The 19,191-nt window shown below is 67.9% G+C and carries 23 protein-coding genes; 14 read left to right on the top strand and 9 right to left on the bottom strand.

Annotated elements, in window-relative coordinates:
• Positions 1-35: 35 nt before the first annotated feature.
• The 12 genes from BMX57_RS01950 to BMX57_RS02005 all read left to right on the top strand — a co-directional run bounded on the left by BMX57_RS01950 (position 36) and on the right by BMX57_RS02005 (position 10,801).
• Positions 36-716 carry an orotate phosphoribosyltransferase gene (locus BMX57_RS01950; RefSeq protein ID WP_092361979.1) on the top strand — a complete coding sequence of 227 codons (681 nt, stop codon included), beginning with the start codon at positions 36-38 and terminating at the stop codon, positions 714-716.
• Between the two features lie 225 nt (positions 717-941).
• Positions 942-2,429 (top strand): replicative DNA helicase, encoded by a 1,488-nt coding sequence (locus BMX57_RS01955; RefSeq protein WP_092362217.1) that lies wholly within the window; start codon positions 942-944, stop codon positions 2,427-2,429.
• A gap of 59 nt (positions 2,430-2,488) precedes the next feature.
• Positions 2,489-3,292 carry a DUF1194 domain-containing protein gene (locus tag BMX57_RS01960; protein WP_092361980.1) on the top strand — a complete coding sequence of 268 codons (804 nt, stop codon included), beginning with the start codon at positions 2,489-2,491 and terminating at the stop codon, positions 3,290-3,292.
• A gap of 66 nt (positions 3,293-3,358) precedes the next feature.
• Entirely contained in the window at positions 3,359-4,393 is a 1,035-nt protein-coding gene (alr, locus tag BMX57_RS01965; protein WP_092361982.1) for an alanine racemase, read from the top strand.
• On the top strand, positions 4,390-5,172 hold the full coding sequence (locus BMX57_RS01970) for an MlaE family ABC transporter permease (RefSeq protein WP_092361984.1): 783 nt from the start codon (positions 4,390-4,392) through the stop codon (positions 5,170-5,172). The genes alr and BMX57_RS01970 overlap by 4 nt, the downstream gene beginning before the upstream one ends.
• A complete protein-coding gene (locus tag BMX57_RS01975) occupies positions 5,169-5,915 on the top strand; it encodes an ABC transporter ATP-binding protein (protein WP_092361986.1) in 747 nt (248 codons plus the stop codon). The genes BMX57_RS01970 and BMX57_RS01975 overlap by 4 nt, the downstream gene beginning before the upstream one ends.
• Positions 5,912-6,349 carry a paraquat-inducible protein A gene (locus BMX57_RS01980; RefSeq protein WP_092361988.1) on the top strand — a complete coding sequence of 146 codons (438 nt, stop codon included), beginning with the start codon at positions 5,912-5,914 and terminating at the stop codon, positions 6,347-6,349. Before BMX57_RS01975 ends, BMX57_RS01980 begins: the two co-directional genes overlap by 4 nt.
• A 31-nt stretch (positions 6,350-6,380) precedes the next feature.
• Complete coding sequence (radA, locus tag BMX57_RS01985) at positions 6,381-7,742, top strand: DNA repair protein RadA (protein ID WP_092361989.1); 1,362 nt, start codon at positions 6,381-6,383, stop codon at positions 7,740-7,742.
• A gap of 42 nt (positions 7,743-7,784) precedes the next feature.
• Positions 7,785-8,339 (top strand): CvpA family protein, encoded by a 555-nt coding sequence (locus BMX57_RS01990; RefSeq protein ID WP_092361990.1) that lies wholly within the window; start codon positions 7,785-7,787, stop codon positions 8,337-8,339.
• A gap of 159 nt (positions 8,340-8,498) precedes the next feature.
• Positions 8,499-9,983, top strand: coding sequence for an amidophosphoribosyltransferase (gene purF / locus BMX57_RS01995; RefSeq protein WP_092362219.1), 1,485 nt, complete (start codon positions 8,499-8,501; stop codon positions 9,981-9,983).
• 151 nt (positions 9,984-10,134) lie between these two features.
• Positions 10,135-10,380: a hypothetical protein gene (locus BMX57_RS02000; RefSeq protein WP_092361992.1), complete on the top strand. Its 246-nt coding sequence runs from the start codon at positions 10,135-10,137 to the stop codon at positions 10,378-10,380.
• Positions 10,381-10,387: 7 nt separating this feature from the next.
• Positions 10,388-10,801, top strand: a complete 414-nt coding sequence (locus BMX57_RS02005; protein WP_092361994.1) for a DUF1284 domain-containing protein — start codon at positions 10,388-10,390, stop codon at positions 10,799-10,801.
• A gap of 102 nt (positions 10,802-10,903) precedes the next feature.
• Here BMX57_RS02005 and BMX57_RS02010 read toward each other — a convergent pair whose 3' ends face one another.
• Positions 10,904-11,506, bottom strand: a complete 603-nt coding sequence (locus BMX57_RS02010) for a biotin transporter BioY (protein ID WP_092361996.1) — start codon at positions 11,504-11,506, stop codon at positions 10,904-10,906.
• A gap of 101 nt (positions 11,507-11,607) precedes the next feature.
• Between BMX57_RS02010 and BMX57_RS02015 the strand changes: the two genes are divergently transcribed.
• Entirely contained in the window at positions 11,608-12,264 is a 657-nt protein-coding gene (locus tag BMX57_RS02015) for an SDR family oxidoreductase (protein ID WP_092361998.1), read from the top strand.
• A 42-nt stretch (positions 12,265-12,306) separates the two neighbouring features.
• Here the strand turns inward: BMX57_RS02015 and BMX57_RS02020 are convergent, their stop codons facing one another.
• The 4 genes from BMX57_RS02020 to BMX57_RS02035 all read right to left on the bottom strand — a co-directional run bounded on the left by BMX57_RS02020 (position 12,307) and on the right by BMX57_RS02035 (position 14,793).
• Positions 12,307-13,152: an ATP-binding protein gene (locus BMX57_RS02020; protein ID WP_092362000.1), complete on the bottom strand. Its 846-nt coding sequence runs from the start codon at positions 13,150-13,152 to the stop codon at positions 12,307-12,309.
• Positions 13,153-13,213: 61 nt separating this feature from the next.
• Positions 13,214-14,089: a twin-arginine translocase subunit TatC gene (tatC, locus tag BMX57_RS02025; RefSeq protein WP_092362002.1), complete on the bottom strand. Its 876-nt coding sequence runs from the start codon at positions 14,087-14,089 to the stop codon at positions 13,214-13,216.
• Positions 14,086-14,571 carry a Sec-independent protein translocase protein TatB gene (tatB, locus tag BMX57_RS02030; protein ID WP_092362004.1) on the bottom strand — a complete coding sequence of 162 codons (486 nt, stop codon included), beginning with the start codon at positions 14,569-14,571 and terminating at the stop codon, positions 14,086-14,088. Before tatB ends, tatC begins: the two co-directional genes overlap by 4 nt.
• A gap of 6 nt (positions 14,572-14,577) precedes the next feature.
• Positions 14,578-14,793 (bottom strand): twin-arginine translocase TatA/TatE family subunit, encoded by a 216-nt coding sequence (locus BMX57_RS02035; protein WP_092362221.1) that lies wholly within the window; start codon positions 14,791-14,793, stop codon positions 14,578-14,580.
• 208 nt (positions 14,794-15,001) lie between these two features.
• Here BMX57_RS02035 and BMX57_RS02040 point away from each other — a divergent pair, with 208 nt between their 5' ends.
• Positions 15,002-15,667 carry a helix-turn-helix transcriptional regulator gene (locus BMX57_RS02040; protein WP_092362006.1) on the top strand — a complete coding sequence of 222 codons (666 nt, stop codon included), beginning with the start codon at positions 15,002-15,004 and terminating at the stop codon, positions 15,665-15,667.
• A 94-nt stretch (positions 15,668-15,761) separates the two neighbouring features.
• On the opposite strand, the gene BMX57_RS02045 is transcribed toward BMX57_RS02040, so the two are convergent.
• The 4 genes from BMX57_RS02045 to BMX57_RS02060 form a co-directional block, all read right to left on the bottom strand.
• A complete protein-coding gene (locus BMX57_RS02045; protein ID WP_092362008.1) occupies positions 15,762-16,937 on the bottom strand; it encodes a peptidoglycan DD-metalloendopeptidase family protein in 1,176 nt (391 codons plus the stop codon).
• Between the two features lie 69 nt (positions 16,938-17,006).
• The gene (locus BMX57_RS02050; RefSeq protein WP_092362010.1) at positions 17,007-17,654 is read right to left on the bottom strand and encodes a protein-L-isoaspartate(D-aspartate) O-methyltransferase; all 648 of its coding nucleotides are present in this window, start codon (positions 17,652-17,654) and stop codon (positions 17,007-17,009) included.
• Positions 17,651-18,433, bottom strand: coding sequence for a 5'/3'-nucleotidase SurE (gene surE / locus BMX57_RS02055; RefSeq protein WP_092362012.1), 783 nt, complete (start codon positions 18,431-18,433; stop codon positions 17,651-17,653). Before surE ends, BMX57_RS02050 begins: the two co-directional genes overlap by 4 nt.
• 108 nt (positions 18,434-18,541) lie before the next feature.
• A complete protein-coding gene (locus BMX57_RS02060; RefSeq protein WP_092362014.1) occupies positions 18,542-19,129 on the bottom strand; it encodes a riboflavin synthase in 588 nt (195 codons plus the stop codon).
• Positions 19,130-19,191: the final 62 nt, after the last annotated feature.

Consider the following 19,191-nt stretch of genomic DNA (forward strand, 5'->3'; position numbering starts at 1 on the left):
GACGCCTCCGCCCCAGACCGAAGGTTGCCCGTGACATGATCCCGTCCAGTTTCCCCGATGCCCCCGAAATCGCCCGGCTGACGGCGCGGATGCTGCTCGAGATCGAGGCGGTGCATTTCAACGCGCGCGACCCCTTCACCCTGGCCAGCGGCCTGCCCAGCCCGACCTATATCGACTGCCGCAAGCTGATCTCCTTTCCGCGCATCCGGTCCACGCTGATGGACTTCCTGACCGTGACCGTCATGCGCAATGCCGGCTTCGAGGCGTTCGACAACATCGCCGGCGGCGAGACCGCGGGCATCCCTTTCGCCGCGCTGGTGGCCGAACGCATGGCCCTGCCGATGACCTATGTGCGCAAGAAACCCAAGGGCTACGGCCGCAACGCCCGGATCGAGGGCGCGATGACCGAGGGCCAGCGCGTGCTGCTGGTCGAGGACCTGACCACCGACGGCGGCTCCAAGCTGTCCTTTGTCGACGCGATCCGCGAGACAGGGGCCAGCTGCGGCCATACCGCGGTGCTGTTCTACTACGGGATCTTCCCCGAGACCGAAAAGGCGCTGGGCGATCACGGGATCAGCCTGCATTACCTCTGCACATGGTGGGATGTGCTGGCCGAGGCGCGCGCGCAGGGCGCGTTCGACGCCGAGACCCTGGCCGGGGTCGAGGCGTTCCTGAGCGATCCCCGCGCCTGGCAGGCGGCCCGCGACCCCGGCTGACCTTACGGCACCCGGCCTGGGGAGAACGCGGCGTCGAATCGATTTCGCAAGGCAGATCTGGTGGGCCTATGCAGGGCCTTCCGCATGATGTAGGCTTGCGCTAAATCGCGCACAAGGGACACACAGGGTTATCCCTAGCCGCAAGGGCGGTTCGTCCACAAGGATTTCCAGATGTCCCAGGCAGGCCCGCATGTGTATGACACGCGCTCAGGCACGGGGAACATGATGAACGAGATAACAAGTTTCGAGCAGACACCGGCACAGATCCAGAATCCGGACACGATGCCCCATTCGGTCGAGGCCGAGCAGCAGCTTCTGGGCGCGATCTTGACCAACAACGATCTCTATGACCGCGTGGCCTCGATCATCGGGCCCGAGCATTTCTATGATCCGGTACACGCGCGCATCTTCGAGGTGGCCTCGGCGCGCATCGCCAAGAACGCGCTGGCCTCGCCGGTGACGCTGAAATCCTTCATGGCCGAGGACGAGGGGCTCAAAGAGCTGGGCGGGCCCGCCTATCTCGCCAATCTCGCCGGCGCCTCGGTCAGCGCCTTCGCGGTGCGCGACTATGCCCAGATGATCTATGACCTGGCGATCCGGCGCGAGCTGATCCGCCTGGGCCGCGACATCTCGGACAAGGCCGCGCGCGTGGACGTGGCCAGCGAGCCGAAGGAGCAGATCGTCGAGGCCGAGCAGCAACTCTACAAGCTTTCCGAGCAGGGCCAGACCGAGTCGGGGTTCAAATCCTTCCTCAAGGCCGTCACCGAAGCCGTGAACGTCACCAACGAGGCCTACCAGCGTGGCGGCGGCATGGCGGGAATCTCGACCGGTCTGGCCGACCTGGACCGGCAGCTGGGCGGCTTGCATCCCTCGGACCTGATCATCCTGGCCGGGCGCCCTTCGATGGGCAAGACCTCGCTGGCCACGAATGTCGCCTTCAACGTCGCCAAGGCCTACAAGCGCGGGATGAAACCCGACGGCAAGGAAGGCGCGGTGGATGGCGGCGTCGTGGGGTTCTTCTCGCTCGAGATGAGCGCCGAGCAGCTGGCTGGGCGGATTCTGGCCGAGGCGTCGGAAATCTCCAGCCACAAGATCCGCCAGGGCGACATGACCGAGGACGAGTTCCGCCGCTTCGTCAATGCCGCCAAGGAGTTGGAGAGCTGCCCGCTCTTCATCGACGACACCCCGGCGCTGGCCATCGCGCAGCTGGCCGCCCGCGCCCGGCGGCTCAAGCGCACGCATGGGCTGGACCTGCTGGTCATCGACTATCTGCAGCTCTGCCGCGGCACCGCCGAGAACCGGGTGAACGAGATCGCCGAGATCTCGATGGGTATGAAGGCCATCGCCAAGGAGCTGAACATCCCCGTGGTGGCCCTGTCGCAGCTCAGCCGCCAGGTCGAGAACCGCGACGACAAGCGCCCGCAGCTTTCGGACCTGCGCGAATCCGGCTCGATCGAGCAGGATGCCGACGTGGTGATGTTCGTGTTCCGCGAGGAATACTACAAGGAACGCGAGAAACCCGGCGATCACGAGCTGGACAAGATGGAAGACTGGAAGGCCGCGATGGACCGCCTGCACGGCAAGGCCGAGGTCATCGTCGGTAAGCAGCGCCACGGCCCGATCGGCACCGTCGAGCTGAGCTTCGAGGCCCAGTTCACCCGCTTCGGCAACCTGGTCAAGCCCTGGCAGCAGGTCGGCGGCGACGGGTTCTGAACCGCGCACCTGCGCAAACGTGACTGGACAGCCGCACCCGCATCTGGCGCAATCGCCGGATGCACCGGCTTGCCCTGATCGTCGCCCTTGCCTGGATGGCCCTGCCCCTGATCGCGCAGGAGGAGCGCGAGGTCGATGTCGAGCTGTTTCTTGCCGTCGATGTTTCGCGGTCGATGTCTGCGGCCGAACTGCATATCCAGCGCCGCGGATATGCCGCCGCCCTGCGCAGCCCCGAGGTAATCGCCGCCATCGAGGGCGGGCTGATCGGGGTCATCGCGCTCACCTATGTGGAATGGGCCGGCGCGGGCAGCCAGCGGGTCGTGGTGCCCTGGACCCTGGTGCGGGGCGCCGAGGATGCCGGCCGCATCGCCGACCGCATCGAGGCGGATGCCGGCGCGGGGATGCGGCGCACCTCGATCACCCAGGCGATCCGCTATGCCACCCGGGATTTCGACGGCAACGGCTTTGCCGGCCTGCGGCGGGTGATCGACGTGTCGGGGGACGGGCCAAACAACCAGGGCGGCCCCGTGACCGAGGCGCGGGACGCCGCCACCCTGCGCGGCATCGTGATCAACGGCCTGCCCCTGATGACCCGCGACGCGCTCAGCGACCGCTGGGGCATCCCCGATCTCGACACCTATTACGTCCGCTGCGTGATCGGCGGGCCGGGCGCCTTTGTCATGCCGGTGCATGACTGGGAGAGGTTCGCGGATGCGGTGCGGCGCAAGCTGGTGCTGGAAATCGCCGGTCATCGCGCCGCTGTTCGGGCGATTCCGGCGCAGATGCGGGCCTTGCCGCCCTATGATTGCGGCATCGGCGAGAAGATCTGGCAGCGCAATCGCAGATACTTCGACCTGCCCTGAGCGGCGGCGCGCGGGCCGGTGTCCAAGCAGTCTTGACCTCGGCCCGCATCCTGTCATGAACGGGGCATGAGCACCGGACACCTGACCATCGACCTGGCCGCATTGGCCGATAACTGGCGATCGCTGGACGCGAAAACCGGCGTGGCGACCGCCGCCGTGGTCAAGGCCGACGGCTATGGCCTGGGCCTCGGGCCCGTTGCCCGGACGCTGGCCCGCGCCGGGGTGCGGCATTTCTTTGTCGCCATCGCCGAGGAAGGCGCTGAGCTGCGCCGCGCTCTGGGTCCTGGCCCCGAGATCTCGGTCTTTTCCGGCCACATGCCCGGCGACGCCGATCTGCTGCGGGCGCACGGGCTGACCCCGATGATCAACTCGGTCGACCAGATGCTGCGCCATGTCGAACAGTTGCCTCGCCACCGGTTCGGCATCCAGCTCGACACCGGCATGAATCGGCTGGGCATGGAGCCTGCGGAATGGGCGGCGCTGCGCGACATCGCGCTGCGCCAGAAGCCCACGCTGATCATGTCGCACCTGGCCTGCGCCGATGAACCCTGGCATGGAATGAACGAGCATCAACTCCATGTTTTCAAGGAATTGACGGATGGTGTTGATGTCCCGCGGTCGCTTGCGGCCACCGGTGGGATCCTGTTGGGCGAACGCTATCACTTCGACCTTTGCCGCCCCGGCGTCGGCCTCTACGGGGGCGAGCCTTTCGACGAGGCCAAGGCGGTGGCCACGCTGGACCTGCCGGTGATCCAGATCCGCGACCTGACCCCGGGCGAGACGGTCGGCTACGGCAACACCTGGACCGCCGCGCGCCCGACGCGGGTGGCCACCGTGGCGGCCGGCTATGCCGACGGCATCCTGCGTGGCTGTACCGGCGGCATCGCGCTCTATTCCGGGCAGACCGCCTGTCCGGTGGTCGGGCGCGTGTCGATGGACCTGATCACGGCCGACATTACTGACCTGCCGGGAGACCCGGAAAGCCTGAGCATTCTCAACCGCTTGCAAACCGTAGACGATCTTGCCGACGCGGCCGGAAGCATCGGCTACGAGATCCTGACCGCGCTTGGGCACCGCTATCGCCGGAGCTATGTGGAATGAGCGTGCTGGCGATCCCCGGCTGGATCGGTCGGCGCACGCTTGCTGCTCTAGCCGTGTTCGGCCGAGTGGCCCTGTTTGCCCTGGGTGCGGTCAGCCACATCCTGCGCCCGCCCTACTATCCGCGCGAGATCGGCCTGGCGCTGCTCAACATCGGCTGGTTGTCGCTGCCGGTGGTGGGGCTGACCGCCATCTTCACCGGCGGTGCGCTGGCGTTGCAGATCTATGCCGGCGGCGCGCGGTTCAACGCCGAGGCGGTGGTGCCGCAGATCGTCGCCATCGGCATGGTGCGCGAGCTGGGCCCGGTGCTGGTCGGGCTGATGATCGCGGCGCGCGTGACCTCCTCGATCGCGGCCGAGATCGCCACCATGAAGGTCACCGAACAGATCGACGCGCTGGTCACGCTGTCCACGCATCCGATGAAATACCTGGTCGGTCCGCGGGTGCTGGCGGCACTGATCACCGTGCCGCTGCTGGTGGGCGTGGGCGACGTGATCGGCATTGCCGGCGGCTATGCCGTGTCGGTGCAGAACCTGGGATTCAACGCCGCCGCCTACCTGACCAACACGGTCAACTTCCTCGAGCTGCGCGACATCGTCTCGTCGCTGGTCAAGGGCGCGGCCTTCGGCATGATCGCCTCGGTGATGGGCTGCTACTACGGCATGAACTCGGGCCGCGGCGCACAGGGCGTGGGCCGCGCCACCAAGGGTTCGGTCGAGGCGGCGGCGGTGCTGATCCTGGCCGCGAACTTCGTGCTGACGGGGGTGTTCTTCTCGGTATGATCGAAATGCAGGACGTCCATAAGGCCTTTGGCGACAACCGGGTGCTGCAGGGCATGACGCTGACGATCCCCAAGGGCACGTCGCTGGTCATCATCGGCGGATCGGGCACCGGCAAGTCTGTGGCGCTCAAATGTATCCTGGGCCTGATCCAGCCGGAGTCCGGTCGGATCCTGGTGGATGGCAAGGATGCCTCGAAAGGTGACCGCGACGCCTTCCTGGCCCGGTTCGGAATGTTGTTCCAGGGCGGCGCGCTGTTCGATTCGCTGCCCGTGTGGCAGAACGTGGCCTTCCGCCTGCTGCGCGGATCGCTGAAGCGTCCGCAGGAAGAAGCCCGCCAGATCGCCATCGAAAAACTGCGCCGCGTCGGGCTGAAGGCGGACGTGGCCGACCGCCTGCCCGCCGAGCTGTCGGGCGGGATGCAGAAACGCGTGGGCCTGGCCCGCGCCATCGCCGCCGAGCCCGAGATCATCTTCTTCGACGAGCCGACCACCGGGCTCGACCCGATCATGGCGGGCGTCATCAACGACCTGATCCGCGAGATCGTGACCGAGATGGGGGCGACCGCCATGACCATCACCCATGACATGACCAGCGTGCGCGCCATTGCCGACGATGTGGCCATGCTGCATGACGGGGTGATCCAGTGGACCGGGCCCGTCGCGCAGATGGATGCCAGCGGCGATCCGTATCTCGACCAGTTCATCCACGGCCGCGCCGAGGGACCGATCGAGGCTGTGCGGTGAAATACGCCAACCTCGCCCTGCTCGTCCTGTTTCCGGTCGCCTGGTTCGCGCCGCTCCTGCGCGCGGGCATCGCCCTGCCGCTGTTCGGACTCAGCGAGATTTCGGTGATCTCGGGCCTGCAATCGCTGTGGGACAGCGACGTGGCCCTGGCGCTGCTGGTGACCTTCCTGGCGGTCTTTGCGCCCTACATGAAGACCATCGGCCTGGCGCTGATCCATTTCGGCCTGCTGCGCCGCAAGGCGCTGCCGGCGCTGGAGATCCTCGGCAAGCTTGCCATGGCCGACGTGTTCCTGATCGCGCTCTACGTGGTCATCGTCAAGGGCGTGGGCCTGGCGCGGGTCGAGACCGCCTGGGGCCTCTATCTCTTCACCGCCTGCATCCTCGCCTCGATCGCCATCGGCTGGCTCAGCGAGCCCCGCGCAAAGCGCGCTTGAGCCGCCCGCCGCCTTGAGGCACTAGGGAAGAATGGCAAAACCGTCCTTCTCCTGCTCCGCCTGCGGGGCCTCCTATACCAAGTGGTCCGGCCGCTGCGAAGGCTGCGGCGCGTGGAACACGATCAGCCAGGATGTGCCGCTGTCGGCGGGCCCGGCCTCGAAGGCGCTGGGCGCCCGGCGTGGCCGCACCATCGCGCTCAGCGACCTTGCCACCGACGAGGCGCCGCCGCCGCGCACCCTGAGCGGGCTGGACGAGCTGGACCGGGTGCTGGGCGGCGGGCTGGTCCCGGCCTCGGCCATCCTGGTCGGCGGCGATCCTGGCATCGGCAAGTCGACGCTTCTGCTGCAGGCGGCCGCGCATTTCGCGCGCGCCGGGCTCAAGACGCTCTATGTCTCGGGCGAGGAGGCCAGCGCGCAGGTGCGGATGCGCGCCCGCCGGCTGGGGCTGGGCGACGCGCCGGTGCAATTGGCCGCCGAGACCAACTTGCGCGACATCCTGACCACGCTCGAGACCGAGAAACCCGGGCTGGTGATCATCGATTCGATCCAGACCATGTGGGCCGACAATGTCGAAAGCGCGCCCGGCTCGGTCAGCCAGGTCCGCGCTGCCGCGCATGAGCTGACCAGCTTTGCCAAGCGCCACGGGGTGTCCGTGGTGCTGGTGGGCCATGTCACCAAGGAGGGCCAGATCGCCGGCCCCCGCGTGGTCGAGCACATGGTCGACACGGTGCTCTATTTCGAGGGTGAGCGCGGCCACCAGTTCCGCATCCTGCGCAGCGTCAAGAACCGCTTTGGCGCCGCCGACGAGATCGGCGTGTTCGAGATGACGGGGCGCGGGCTGGAGCAGGTTCTCAACCCCTCGGCGCTGTTTCTGTCCGAGCGCGGCACGCCCAGTGCCGGGTCGGTCGTGTTCGCCGGGATCGAGGGCACCCGCCCCGTGCTGGTCGAGTTGCAGGCGCTGGTCGCGCCCTCCTCGCTCAGCCAGCCGCGCCGCACGGTGGTGGGCTGGGACGGCGGGCGGCTGGCGATGATCCTGGCGGTGCTCGAGGCGCGATGCGGCATCCCGTTTGCCGGTCTCGACGTCTATCTCAACGTCGCCGGCGGCATGAAGATCTCGGAACCGGCGGCCGACCTGGCCGTTGCCGCCGCGCTGCTCAGCGCGCGCGAGGACAGCGCCTTGCCGGCGGAAACGGTGGTTTTCGGCGAGATTTCCCTCTCTGGCGCCCTGCGCCCGGCGGCGCAGACCGAAAACAGGTTGAAAGAGGCGCAAAAACTTGGTTTCACCTCCGCCATTGCTCCGGCAGGTGGCAAGACCGGAACCGTTGCCGGTCTGCAACTGGCCCGACCCTCCGATCTACAGGGGTTTGTTGGCGAAACCTTCGGAGCGGGGTAAGGTCCCGGCGCGGGGCACAAGAGGCAAAAACAGGCGAGGGCCATGGAAGGTTTCACCATCATCGACGGGGTCGTGGCCCTTGTGATCGTTTTGTCGGCCATTCTGGCCTATGCGCGCGGCCTTGTGCGCGAGGTCATGGCGATCCTGGGCTGGGTCGCCGCCGCCGTCCTGGCCTTCATCTTCGCGCCGCAGGCGGTGCCGCTGGTGCGCGAGTTGCCGGTGGTCGGCGATTTCCTGGGCGACAGCTGCGAACTGGCGGTGATCGCCGCCTTCGCCGGTGTCTTTGCATTGGCGCTGATCGTGGTCAGCTTCTTCACGCCGCTGTTCTCCTCGCTGGTACAGAGATCCGCCCTGGGCGGGCTGGACCAGGCGCTGGGCTTCATGTTCGGCGTGGCGCGCGGCATCCTCTTGGTGGCCATCGCCTTCTTCGTCTATGACACGGTGATGACCGGGCAGAGCTATACCGTCGTCGACGAAAGCCGCTCGGCGCTGGTGTTCGAGCGGATGACCGGCAAGATCGAGGAACAGGACCCCGAGCAGGCCCTGGGCTGGATCACGCAGCAATACGAACAGCTTGTGGGCACCTGCGCCGAGTGATCGCCGCGCCCGGAGGATCACATGCCGCGCGCGGTGCGCCCCGAAGGGCGGCTGCGGCGATTTGAGTTGTGATCCTTTCGTGACACCGGGCGGCAGAGGCAGTATGTCGGGGCCGGAAAGCGCCACGGATTCGGAGCCGCTGACTTGCCCAAGCCGCAGATGCCCCCTGCCCACCCGTTCGACACCAGCCATTTGCGTGACCTCGGTCACGACGACAAGCTGCACGAAGAATGCGGGATATTCGGCGTTGTCGGCGTGGCGGACGCCGCCAGTTTCGTGGCGCTCGGGCTGCACGCGCTCCAGCATCGCGGGCAAGAGGCCGGCGGCATCGTCACCCACGATCCCGAACAGGGGTTCAACTCGGCCCGCCGCTTCGGCTATGTGCGCGACAACTTCACCTCGAAATCGGTGATGGAGACGCTGCCGGGGCCGCTGGCCATCGGCCATGTCCGCTACTCCACCGCAGGCTCCAAGGGCCAGACCGCCATCCGCGACGTGCAGCCGTTCTTCGGCGAGTTCGCCATGGGCGGCGCGGCGATTGCCCATAACGGCAACATCACCAATGCCAACGCGCTGCGGCGCGAGCTGATCGAGCGCGGCTCGATCTTCCAGAGCTCTTCGGACAGCGAGTGCATCATCCACCTGATGGCACGGTCGCTGCAGCGCACCATCCCCGAGCGGATGGAGGATGCGCTGCGCCGGGTCGAGGGCGCGTTCTCGGTCGTGGCCATGACCCGAACCAAGCTCATCGGCGTGCGCGACCCGATGGGCGTGCGGCCGCTGGTGCTGGGCCAGATCGGCGACGGCTGGGTGCTGAGTTCGGAGACCTGCGCGCTGGACATCATCGGCGCCGAGTTCATCCGCGAGATCAAACCCGGCGAAATGGTCGTGATCACCGACAAGGGCGTCGAGAGCCATTTCCCGTTCCGCCCGCGTCCCTCGAAGTTCTGCATCTTCGAGCATGTCTATTTTTCGCGCCCCGATTCGATCCTGGGCGGGCGCAGCGTCTACGAGACCCGCGAGGGGATCGGCCGCGAACTGGCCAAGGAAAGCCCGGTCGAGGCCGATCTGGTCTGCCCGGTGCCCGACAGCGGCACGCCGGCGGCGATCGGGTTCTCGCTGGAATCCGGCATCCCCTATGCGATGGGGATCATCCGCAACCAGTATATGGGCCGCACCTTCATCGAGCCCACCGAGCAGATCCGCAACATGGGCGTGCGGCTCAAGCTGAACGTCAACCGCGCCCTGATCCGCGGCAAGCGCGTGGTGCTGGTGGACGATTCCGTCGTGCGCGGCACGACCAGCCGCAAGATCAAGGAAATGATCCTGGATGCCGGCGCGCGGGAGGTGCATTTCCGCATCGCCAGCCCGCCGACGGCCTGGCCCTGTTTCTATGGCGTCGACACGCCCGAACGCGAGAAGCTGCTGGCCGCCACGATGTCCGAGGACGAGATGACCCGCCATCTGGCGGTCGACAGCCTGAAATTCATCTCGCTCGACGGGCTCTACCGTGCCGTGGGCGAGGCCTCGGGCCGGGACGCCGGCTGCCCGCAATATTGCGACGCCTGTTTCTCGGGCGAATACCCGGTGACGCCGGCCGACATGGTCGAGAAGGGTTTCCAGGTCAAATCCGCCGCCGAGTGACCGCGTCGGCGGGTCTTCGCCGCATCCCCCTGGCCGTCAGGGCACCTGAACCGTTATGTCGCAGGGTCACCTCTTTTGCCCAGGCCCGCCCCCTGATACCGGGCGGCTCTCAGGACCGAAACAAGGGGCGCCGGACAGCCGGCGAACGAACATGGTAAATTCCATCGTTGAAAAAGCCGCGACGCAACAGGCCGACCTGGGCGGCGGCGGAACCGACATCCTGGGCGTGTTCGGACCGCAGAACGACCTGCAGGCGCTGGTCCGTACGCCGTGGGGTCGGATCCGGACGGTCGAGCGTGGCGCGCGCCTGCAGGGCGGCCGCATCGCCGCGATTGACGCTGAGGGGGTCATCATTCAGAAGAACGGCCAGGCCTACAGGTTGAAGCTGTTGAACTGAGGGGCGCATGCCGATCCGCTTCCGACCGCATCATTTCCTCTGCGCGCTGGGATTTCGCGGCAAGGGATATTCCGACGCGTTCACCGGAAACATGGCGCGGATCGTGCAGGACGGGCTGCGCGGTCCCGGCGGAGATGCCCGGCAGATCGAGGTGGTCGGCGCCACCGACGACATCTGCATCCCCTGCCCGCACCGCCGCGGGACGCTCTGCGCGAAAGAGACACGCATCGCGGCGCTCGACGCCCGGCATGCCGCCGCGCTGAACCTGGCAGCGGGCGACCTGCTGACCTGGGGCGCGGCCAAGGAACGGATCCGCGCGCTTGTGGCGCCGGGCGACCTGAGCCGGCTCTGCGCCGGTTGCCAATGGCTGGCTGCCGGCTATTGCGAGGGCGCGCTCCGGGCCCTGCACGGCGCCGAGTGACCCGCGCCTGCGGCGTTTCAGGCGGGTTTCGACATCATGGCCCCGAAAACGACAAGGGACGCCCGCTTGGGGCGTCCCTGTTCCGGCAATGCCGGTGTTGTTTCAGCCGCGGCGGGACTTGAGCGCGGCCCATCCGCCGGTCACGACCAGTGCCGCGATCACGGCCTTGAGCGCGTCGCCCAGCAGGAACGGGCTGACCCAGTAGGTCCAGATCGCGTCCGCCGACGAGCCGACCCAGCTGCCCTCGAAGCCCAGAGCGCCGGCAACAGCCATCGGCCAGGCCACACCCGGGATGTAGAGGACCGCCGAGGCGACGATGCCCACCAGCGCGGTGCCGATCACGCCGCGCGCCAACCCGCGCTCGGCGGCCAGACCGGCCAGCCAGGCCATCAGCACGAAGCCCACCAGGAACCCGGCCGTGGGGCCGACCAGCGCAGCCGTCGACATGCCGTTGGCAAAGACCGGCAGACCGGCCGCGCCTTCGGCCAGGTAGGCCAGCAGCGTCGCCGCGCCCAGCCGCGATCCGAAGGTCAGGCCCACGATCAGGATGGCCAGGGTCTGCAGGGTCATCGGCACCGGGATCATCGGCACGCTGATCTGCGCCGCCACGGCGATGAACAGCGAGCCGCCCAGCACCATCGCGGCCTTGCGCCCCAGCGTGTCGGAGCCGATCACGGCCTGGCCCAGAACGGTCTGTCTTGTCATGTCACGTCTCCTTCGGGATTTCGGCGCATTTTTTTGCTGCACCCGCGAAATGTCAAGGCAACACGCTTGCCTTGCCTCAAAAAGGATGAAATCAGCGGCGCATGAGCGAGAACAGGAAGATTGCCCTGGTCACCGGAGCCTCGCGCGGCCTTGGCGCCGCCATCGCCGAGGCGCTGGCACCCGAACACCACGTCGTCGCCGTGGCGCGCACCACCGGCGCGCTGGAAGAGCTGGACGACCGAATCAAGGCCCGGGGCGGTGCCGCCACGCTGGCGCCGATGGACATCACCAAGCCCGAGGCGATGGCCGCGCTCTGCCGCGGCATCCATGACCGCTGGGGGCGCGTCGACCTGTGGGTGCACAGCGCGATCCACACTGCCCCGCTCAGCCCGGCGGTCTTTGTCGAGCCAAAGGACTGGGACCGGAGCATCGCCGTCAACGCCACCGCGACCTCGGTGCTGATCCCCTATGTCGCGCCGCTGCTGGGCGAGACCGGGCGCGCGGTCTTTTTCGACGACCCGCATGGCGGCGAGAAGTTCTTCGGCGCCTACGGGGCCACCAAGGCCGCGCAGATGGCGCTGGCGCGCAGCTGGGCCGCCGAGACGGTCAAGACCGGCCCGCGCGTCGAAATCCTCTCTCCGCGTCCGATGGCCACCGCCCTGCGCGCCCGGTTCTATCCGGGCGAGAACCGCGATGCGCTGGCGCGCCCCTCGGACGAGGCCGCGCGACTGCTGGCCGAGCTTGCCGAACGGGCCTGACGGCCCGTGCCTCCGGCGGGAGTATTTGCAAAAAGATGAAGATCAGGCGTCGAGCCTGACCCCGTGCCGGCCCGCCAGATCCACGAAGAACTGCCACGCGACACGGCCCGACCGCGCGCCCCTTGTGGCCTGCCATTCGATCGCCTCGGCGCGCAATGCCTCGGGATCCGGGGCAAGGCCGTGGGCCGCGCAATACCGTTCGATCATCGCCAGATACTCGTCCTGCCCGCAGGGGTGGAAGCCCAGCCAGAGGCCGAACCGATCGCTGAGCGAGACCTTTTCCTCGACCGCCTCGGAGGGCGAGATGGCGCTGGAGCGCTCGTTCTCGATCATGTCTCGCGGCATCAGGTGGCGGCGGTTGGACGTGGCGTAGAGCACCACGTTTTCCGGGCGCCCCTCGATGCCGCCGTCCAGCACCGCCTTGAGCGACTTGTAGTGCTGGTCGTCATGGCTGAACGACAGGTCGTCGCAGAACAGGATGAAGCGGTGCCGCGCCCCGCGCAGATGCGCCAGCAGGCGCCCGACGCTGGGCAGATCCTCGCGCTGCAGCTCGACCAGCTTCAGCTCGGGGAATTCGGCGAGAAGCGCGCCATGCGCGGATTTGACCAGGCTCGACTTGCCCATGCCCCGCGCGCCCCAGAGCAGCGCGTTGTTGGCCTTGAACCCGTCGGCGAAACGGCGGGTGTTCTCGAGCAGCGTATCCCGCGCCCGGTTGATGCCCACCAGCAGGTCCAGATCGACCCGGTTGACCTGCACCACCGGTTCCAGCCGATCCGGCGCGACATGCCAGACAAAGGCGGTTGCCGCGTCGAAATCCGGTGTGGCCATCGGCGCCGGGGCGATCCGTTCCAGCGCCTCGGCAATGCGGGTCATCGCGTCGCTGTCCATGTTCCCCTCTCCTTGGCCCGGCAGCGGTGGTGGCGGGGCCGCGTACGGCCCCTGCCCCGGATCACCGGTCCTCACCCGGATCCTCGACATCCGCCAGGTCATGGTCCTCCTCGTCGTCGTAATAGCCCTGGGCGCGCAACTCCGCCTCGCGCTTGCGCTCCACGCGGGCCACCAGCCGGATCGACACCTCGTAGAGGCCATAGACCACCACGAACAGGATGACCTGGGTGATCACGTCCGGCGGCGTCACCAGAGCGGCCAGGATCAGGATCGCGACAACGGCGTATTTGCGCACCGATCCCAGCCCTTCGGCGCTGACCAGGCCCGCCTTGCCCATCAGCGTCAGCAGGACCGGCAGCTGAAAGCACAGGCCGAAGGCCACGATAAACTTGATCGTGAGGTTGAGATATTCCTGCGCCGAACCCTGGAACACCACGCTGAGCGGCGCGCCGGTCTCGGTCGAGACCGCCTCGCCCTCGGCGCCGAATTGCTGGAAGCCGAGGAAGAAGTCATAGGCCAGCGGCGTGACCACGTAGAAGGCAAAGGCCGCGCCCAGCAGGAACATGAAGGGCGAGGCCAGCATGAACGGCAGGAACGCGTTCTTCTCGCTGCGGTAGAGGCCAGGCGCCACGAAGCGCCACATCTGCATGCCGATATAGGGAAAGGCCAGCATGAACCCGCCCAGGAGCGAGACCTTGATGGCCACGAAGAAGCCCTCCTGCGGCGAGATGAAGATCAGGTCGCAATCCTGCCCGCGCTCGGCCAGAACCTCGCAGAGCGGGTTGGTGAGGAAGTTGAACACCGGGGTCGCCACGGTGAAACAGATCACCATGCCGATGATGAAAGCCACCACCGAGTGAATGAGCCGCGTGCGCAGCTCGGTCAGATGCTCGATCAGCGGGGCCGTCGAATCCTCGATCTCGTCGGTCTTGGTCATGACTTGGCCTCGGGCTCGGCGGCCGTGTCCGGCGCGGCGGATTTAAGCGCCGCTTCGGCCTCGTCCGCCTTGGCCGACGCTTCGGCCGCCTCGCGCGCCTTGCGGTCGGCGGCGGCGCGGGCGCTTGCCGCCTGGATCTTCTTGGCCTGTTCCGCGCGTTCGGCGGAGAGCTTGCCGGTCGCGCTGTCCGGGTCGTAGCGGGTCGGATCGAACTCGGACTTGAACTCACCCGCCGCCTTCTTGACGCCGTCCATCGCCGAGCCGACCGGGTTGGTCGCCGCCTTGATGCTTTTCTGGATGTCGCTCACGCCGGCCTCGTCGGCGGCCTCGTTCATCGCCCGGCTGAACTCGCGCGCCATGCCACGCATCTTGCCGACCCAGCGCCCGGCATTGCGGAACAGCACCGGCAGATCCTTCGGCCCCACGACGATCAGCGCCACGATGCCGATCACCAGCAGCTCGGTCCAGCCCAGATCGAACATGGCCGCTTACGCCTTGTCCTTGTCGGTTTCGGGCGTCACGTCCTTGGCCGTCTCCGAGGCATCCTGTTCCAACTCCTCCGAGCCGTCCTTGACACCACGCTTGAAGGCGGTGATGCCCTTGCCCACTTCACCCATCAACGAGCTGATCTTGCCGCGCCCGAACAGGACGAGCACCACAACGGCGATCAGCAGAAGGCCGGGAAGGCCGATATTGTTCAACATGTCTGTCATCTCCCATCACTTGCCCCGCGCCTGGGGCCGGGGCGGAAATTCCGTCCCCCGTTTACGCATCACGGCGCGCCAAGGCAAAGCGGCAATGCCGGCGGTGGCGCCCGTCCGCGGCGATTTTTTTCCGGCGCGTGAACTGGCCTATCCACTCCTGACAGGTTAATGTCAGTTGCGACGCAGAAACCGCCAAGGACACCGTACCATGCGCCGCACCGACCGGCTTGTCGACATCCTCAGGATTCTGCGCGACGGACAGACCTGCCGCGCGGACGAGATCGCCGAGCGTCTGGGGGTGTCGGTCCGCACCATCTACCGCGACATGGACACGCTGGCCGCCTCGGGCCTGCCGGTGCGCGGCACAAGGGGGGCGGGCTATGTCCTGATCGAAGCCACCACCCTGCCGCCGCTCACGCTGACGGGCCCCGAGCTCGACGCGCTCAACCTCGCGCTGGCCATCGTAGGCGAGGCCGCGGATCCCGACCTGAAGGCCGCCGCACAGTCGCTTGCCGACAAGATCGACGCCGGGCTTCCGGCAGAAACCGTGGCGCCGGCGGAGGCCTGGAAATTCGCGGTCCACCCTTTCGCCGACGCCGCGCGCGGGTTTGCGCACCTGGCCCCCCTGCGCGCCGCAATCAAATCGCGGCAGAAGCTGCGGCTCGAATACCGCAGCCCCGACGGCATCGGGACGCGACGAGTCGTCCGCCCCCTGCGCGTGGCCAGCCTGGGTCGCGTCTGGACGCTCACCGCCTGGTGCGAATTGCGAAACGATTTCCGAGAGTTCCGCGTCGATCTTGTCGAAAGCGTGACGCCCCTGCCCGAGCTCTTCACCGACGAGCCAGGCAAAACGCTGGCGGAATACACCCCCTGACCCTTCCTCTCGCCGCAAATACCTCGGAGCGCGAGGCGGAGCCTCGCACAAGGGATCGAGCGCGCCGAAGGCGCTCAATCCGGTAACGGCCGGCTCACTTCAGGTAGGGCTCGGGATCCACGCTGTCGAAGCCCTTGCGCACCTCGAAATGTACATAAGCGTCGTCGCCGCTGCGCAGCTTGGCCAGCTTCTGACCGCGCTTGACCCGGTCGCCCTTGTTCACTTCGATGGCATCGACATTGGCATAGACCGTCAGCAGGTTGTCCTTGTGGCGCAGCACGATGATCGGCACCTCGTCGGCATCGGCGGTGATCGCCGCCACGGTTCCGTCCTCCGCCGCGGTGACCGGCGCGCCGGGCGAGGCGGCGATGTCGATGCCCTCGCTCTTGCCCTTCTCGTAGGTGCGGATGATCTTGCCCGAGACCGGAAAGGCCAGCGCGGCGTTGCTGGTGGCGGTCGGCGCGGCCACGGGGATCTCGGGCGGCTCGGGCGCCTCGACGGCGACCTTCTCTTCCGGCAGGGGCTGGGTCGCGCTCGGCGGCGTCGGCGTCGGAGAGCCCGCGCCGGGTTGTGTCACCGCGGTGCCGCCCGCGACCGGAACCGCCCGGTTGGGGGCGGGCTGGTTGTTCACCGGGATGATCAGGTACTGGCCCTCGCGCACCGCCAGGTCCGGCCCCAGGCCGTTCCACTCGCCCAGCGACTTCACCGGCACCTGGTAGAGCCGCGAGATGGTATAGGCGGTCTCGCCGCGCGCCACCTTGTGGCGCACCGGCTCGGGCCCCGAGGGCGTCGCGGCGGCCGGCTGTGCGGGCTCCAATGTCGAGGTCTGCACAGATGGCGTGTCGGGAGAGCGGTCGATGGCATCGCCGGCCAGGGTCGCGATGTCGACATTGCCCGGCGCGCCGGCAGGTTCGCTGACCCGGCGCGGCAGGGCCAGCACCTCGCCATCGCGCAGCCGGTCGTCGGGGTTCAGCCCGTTGAACCGCGCCACCTCGCCCGCCGGCAGGCCGACGCGGGTGGCCAGCTCGGTCACCGAGTCACCGCGCCGCGCCACCGCCACCTGGTAGTTCGGGTAGGAGATCACCCCGCGCTCATCCGGCGCCGGCCGGGGCGCGGTGGCCGCGCCCTGGGCCGCGGGCGCGGTGCTGAACGCACCCAGCTGCCCGCGCAGGTCATAGTCCAGCGGCTCCTCGCAGCCGGCCAGCAGGGCAACAGCCGACAGCACCGCCGCGCGGCGCAACATTCTGGGAGTCCCGAAAAACTCGTTCATCTCGCCATCCTCAATATCCGCCCCCTGTTGGCCGGAGGCTTGACCGCAACCGCGGTGTCATTGTCTTGTTCACCCGTCCCGGCCCAGCCCCTCCAGCAGGGGAACGAAGCGCACGGGCCGGATCTCGTCATACTCATAGCCGGTCTCGGACCGGCGCACGCGGATCAGCGTCTGCACCGTGTCGGACTGGCCGACCGGCACAACCATGATACCCCCGATCTTGAGCTGCGCCAATAGGGGGCCGGGCGGATCCTCGGCCGCCGCGGTCACGATGATGCGGTCAAAGGGCGCCTGCTCTTCCAGGCCGCGCGATCCGTCGGCGGTCATCGCGGTGATATTGACCAGGTTCAGCCCGTCGAACACCGCCTGCGCCTCGCGCACCAGCCGGGCGTGACGGTCCAGCGTGTAGACCCGCCGCGCCAGCTTGCTCAGCACCGCCGCCTGATAGCCAGAGCCGGTGCCGATCTCCAGCACCTTGTCGCGCCCGGTCAGTTTCAGCGCCTGGGTCATCAGCCCCACCACCGAGGGCTGGCTGATCGTCTGACCGCAGGCGATGGGCAGCGGCATGTCCTCATAGGCACGGCCGGCGAAGATGCCGCGCACGAACTGTCCTCGGTCAATTTCCTCCATTGCCGCAAGCACCCGCGTGTCCGTCACCCCGCGCGCGCGCAGGTGATAGACAAACTGCATCTTGGTCTCGGCGTCGGGTCCGCTCATTCGATCGCCCTGAACCGCTCCAGCGCGTCATGCGCGGTCAGATCGGCGCGCATGGGCGTGACCGAGACATAGCCGTCCAGGTTGACCGCGGCATCGGTGCCCGCTTCCGTCGCGATCTGCTGGTCGCCGCCGCGCACCCACAGGAACCGCCGCCCCGAGGGCGAGACATGCGGCTCGACGCTGAAGGACGTGCCCTGGCGCAGCCCTTGCGGCACGGCGCGGATACCGCGCACCTGCTGCGCCGGCACGGGGGGAAAGTTGACGTTGTAGAACAGCCGATACCCCGGCCCACCCTCCGCGTCATGCGCGAGAATCCGCCGGACCACCTCGGCCCCGTGGCCCGCGGCGGCGTCGAAGCTGTTGTCCAGGTCCCGGTTCGCCGGGCCGAAATACTGCGACAGGGCCACCGCCGGGATCCCCTGCAGCGCCGCCTCGAGCGCCCCGCCCAGGGTGCCGGAATAGAGCGCGTTCTCGGCCGAGTTGTTGCCCCGGTTGACCCCCGACAGGACCAGATCGGGCCGGGCCTCCGCCATCACGTCGTAAAGCCCGGCCAGAACGCAATCGGCCGGGCTGCCCTCGGCCGCGTAGCGGCGGTCGCCCATCCGGGCGATCATCGTGGGGTGCGTGTAGCTGATGCAATGCGCCACACCCGACTGCTCGAAGGCCGGCGCCACCACCCAGACCTCGCCCTCGGGTCCGGCCAGCTCGGCGGCGATCGCCTCGGCCACGGCCAGGCCCGGCGCGTTGATGCCGTCGTCATTTGTCAGAAGAATGCGCATGTCACCTGCCCAGTTTGGCCCTTGATAGTCGCGCCACGTCGATACGGCAAGCCGCAGCGGGCGCATGATACCGGGCGGAAAGGCCCGCCGGACAGTCCCCGAAGCGGCCTATCCGACCTCGTTCAGACGCGCCACGTAGCGGGCCAGGGTATCGACCTCCAGGTTCACCCGGTCCCCGACCGAAACGTCGCCCCAGGTCGTCACCTCCTTGGTGTGCGGGATGAAGTTGATGCCGAACTCCGCCCCGTCGACCTCGTTCACGGTAAGCGACGTGCCGTTGAGCGCGACCGACCCCTTTGGCGCGATGAACCGGGCCAGGTCGTCGGGCGCGCGCAGCGTCACCCGCGTGCTGTCGCCCTCGTCGCGCAGGGCCACGACCTCGGCCACGCCGTCCACATGGCCCGACACGATATGCCCGCCCAGCTCATCGCCGACCTTGAGCGCGCGTTCCAGGTTGACCCGCCGGCCCGGCGTCCAGTCGCCGAGATTGGTCTTGGAGACGGTTTCCGCGCTGACCTGCACGTCATACCAGTCGTCGCCCAGGGCAATGACCGTCAGGCAGACCCCGTCGCAGGCGATCGAGGCGCCGATGTCGATGCGCGACGTGTCATAGGCGGTGCGGATCCGCGCCCGCAGGTCGCCCGCCTGCTCCAGCTCGATTATCGTGCCCATATCGGTGACGATCCCGGTAAACATGCCCCTGCTCCTTGCGCTGGTCCCTTGCCGATCAGGTAACCGGCGGGCGCGGCGGCGGCAAG

This window comes from Cribrihabitans marinus (assembly GCF_900109035.1).
GTDB classification, from domain to species: Bacteria; Pseudomonadota; Alphaproteobacteria; order Rhodobacterales; family Rhodobacteraceae; genus Cribrihabitans; species Cribrihabitans marinus.

Coding starts and splice junctions, on each gene's coding strand:
- alr (WP_092361982.1), top strand. CDS start 3,359: ATGAGCACCGGACACCTGACCATCGACCTGGCCGCATTGGCCGATAAC.
- BMX57_RS02000 (WP_092361992.1), top strand. CDS start 10,135: ATGGTAAATTCCATCGTTGAAAAAGCCGCGACGCAACAGGCCGACCTG.
- purF (WP_092362219.1), top strand. CDS start 8,499: ATGCCCCCTGCCCACCCGTTCGACACCAGCCATTTGCGTGACCTCGGT.
- tatC (WP_092362002.1), bottom strand. CDS start 14,089: ATGACCAAGACCGACGAGATCGAGGATTCGACGGCCCCGCTGATCGAG.
- BMX57_RS01970 (WP_092361984.1), top strand. CDS start 4,390: ATGAGCGTGCTGGCGATCCCCGGCTGGATCGGTCGGCGCACGCTTGCT.
- tatB (WP_092362004.1), bottom strand. CDS start 14,571: ATGTTCGATCTGGGCTGGACCGAGCTGCTGGTGATCGGCATCGTGGCG.
- BMX57_RS02005 (WP_092361994.1), top strand. CDS start 10,388: ATGCCGATCCGCTTCCGACCGCATCATTTCCTCTGCGCGCTGGGATTT.
- BMX57_RS02050 (WP_092362010.1), bottom strand. CDS start 17,654: ATGAGCGGACCCGACGCCGAGACCAAGATGCAGTTTGTCTATCACCTG.
- BMX57_RS01960 (WP_092361980.1), top strand. CDS start 2,489: ATGCACCGGCTTGCCCTGATCGTCGCCCTTGCCTGGATGGCCCTGCCC.
- BMX57_RS02060 (WP_092362014.1), bottom strand. CDS start 19,129: ATGTTTACCGGGATCGTCACCGATATGGGCACGATAATCGAGCTGGAG.
- BMX57_RS01975 (WP_092361986.1), top strand. CDS start 5,169: ATGATCGAAATGCAGGACGTCCATAAGGCCTTTGGCGACAACCGGGTG.
- BMX57_RS02015 (WP_092361998.1), top strand. CDS start 11,608: ATGAGCGAGAACAGGAAGATTGCCCTGGTCACCGGAGCCTCGCGCGGC.
- radA (WP_092361989.1), top strand. CDS start 6,381: ATGGCAAAACCGTCCTTCTCCTGCTCCGCCTGCGGGGCCTCCTATACC.
- BMX57_RS01990 (WP_092361990.1), top strand. CDS start 7,785: ATGGAAGGTTTCACCATCATCGACGGGGTCGTGGCCCTTGTGATCGTT.
- BMX57_RS02035 (WP_092362221.1), bottom strand. CDS start 14,793: ATGTTGAACAATATCGGCCTTCCCGGCCTTCTGCTGATCGCCGTTGTG.
- BMX57_RS02020 (WP_092362000.1), bottom strand. CDS start 13,152: ATGGACAGCGACGCGATGACCCGCATTGCCGAGGCGCTGGAACGGATC.
- BMX57_RS02040 (WP_092362006.1), top strand. CDS start 15,002: ATGCGCCGCACCGACCGGCTTGTCGACATCCTCAGGATTCTGCGCGAC.
- BMX57_RS02010 (WP_092361996.1), bottom strand. CDS start 11,506: ATGACAAGACAGACCGTTCTGGGCCAGGCCGTGATCGGCTCCGACACG.
- BMX57_RS02045 (WP_092362008.1), bottom strand. CDS start 16,937: ATGAACGAGTTTTTCGGGACTCCCAGAATGTTGCGCCGCGCGGCGGTG.
- BMX57_RS01955 (WP_092362217.1), top strand. CDS start 942: ATGAACGAGATAACAAGTTTCGAGCAGACACCGGCACAGATCCAGAAT.
- BMX57_RS01950 (WP_092361979.1), top strand. CDS start 36: ATGATCCCGTCCAGTTTCCCCGATGCCCCCGAAATCGCCCGGCTGACG.
- surE (WP_092362012.1), bottom strand. CDS start 18,433: ATGCGCATTCTTCTGACAAATGACGACGGCATCAACGCGCCGGGCCTG.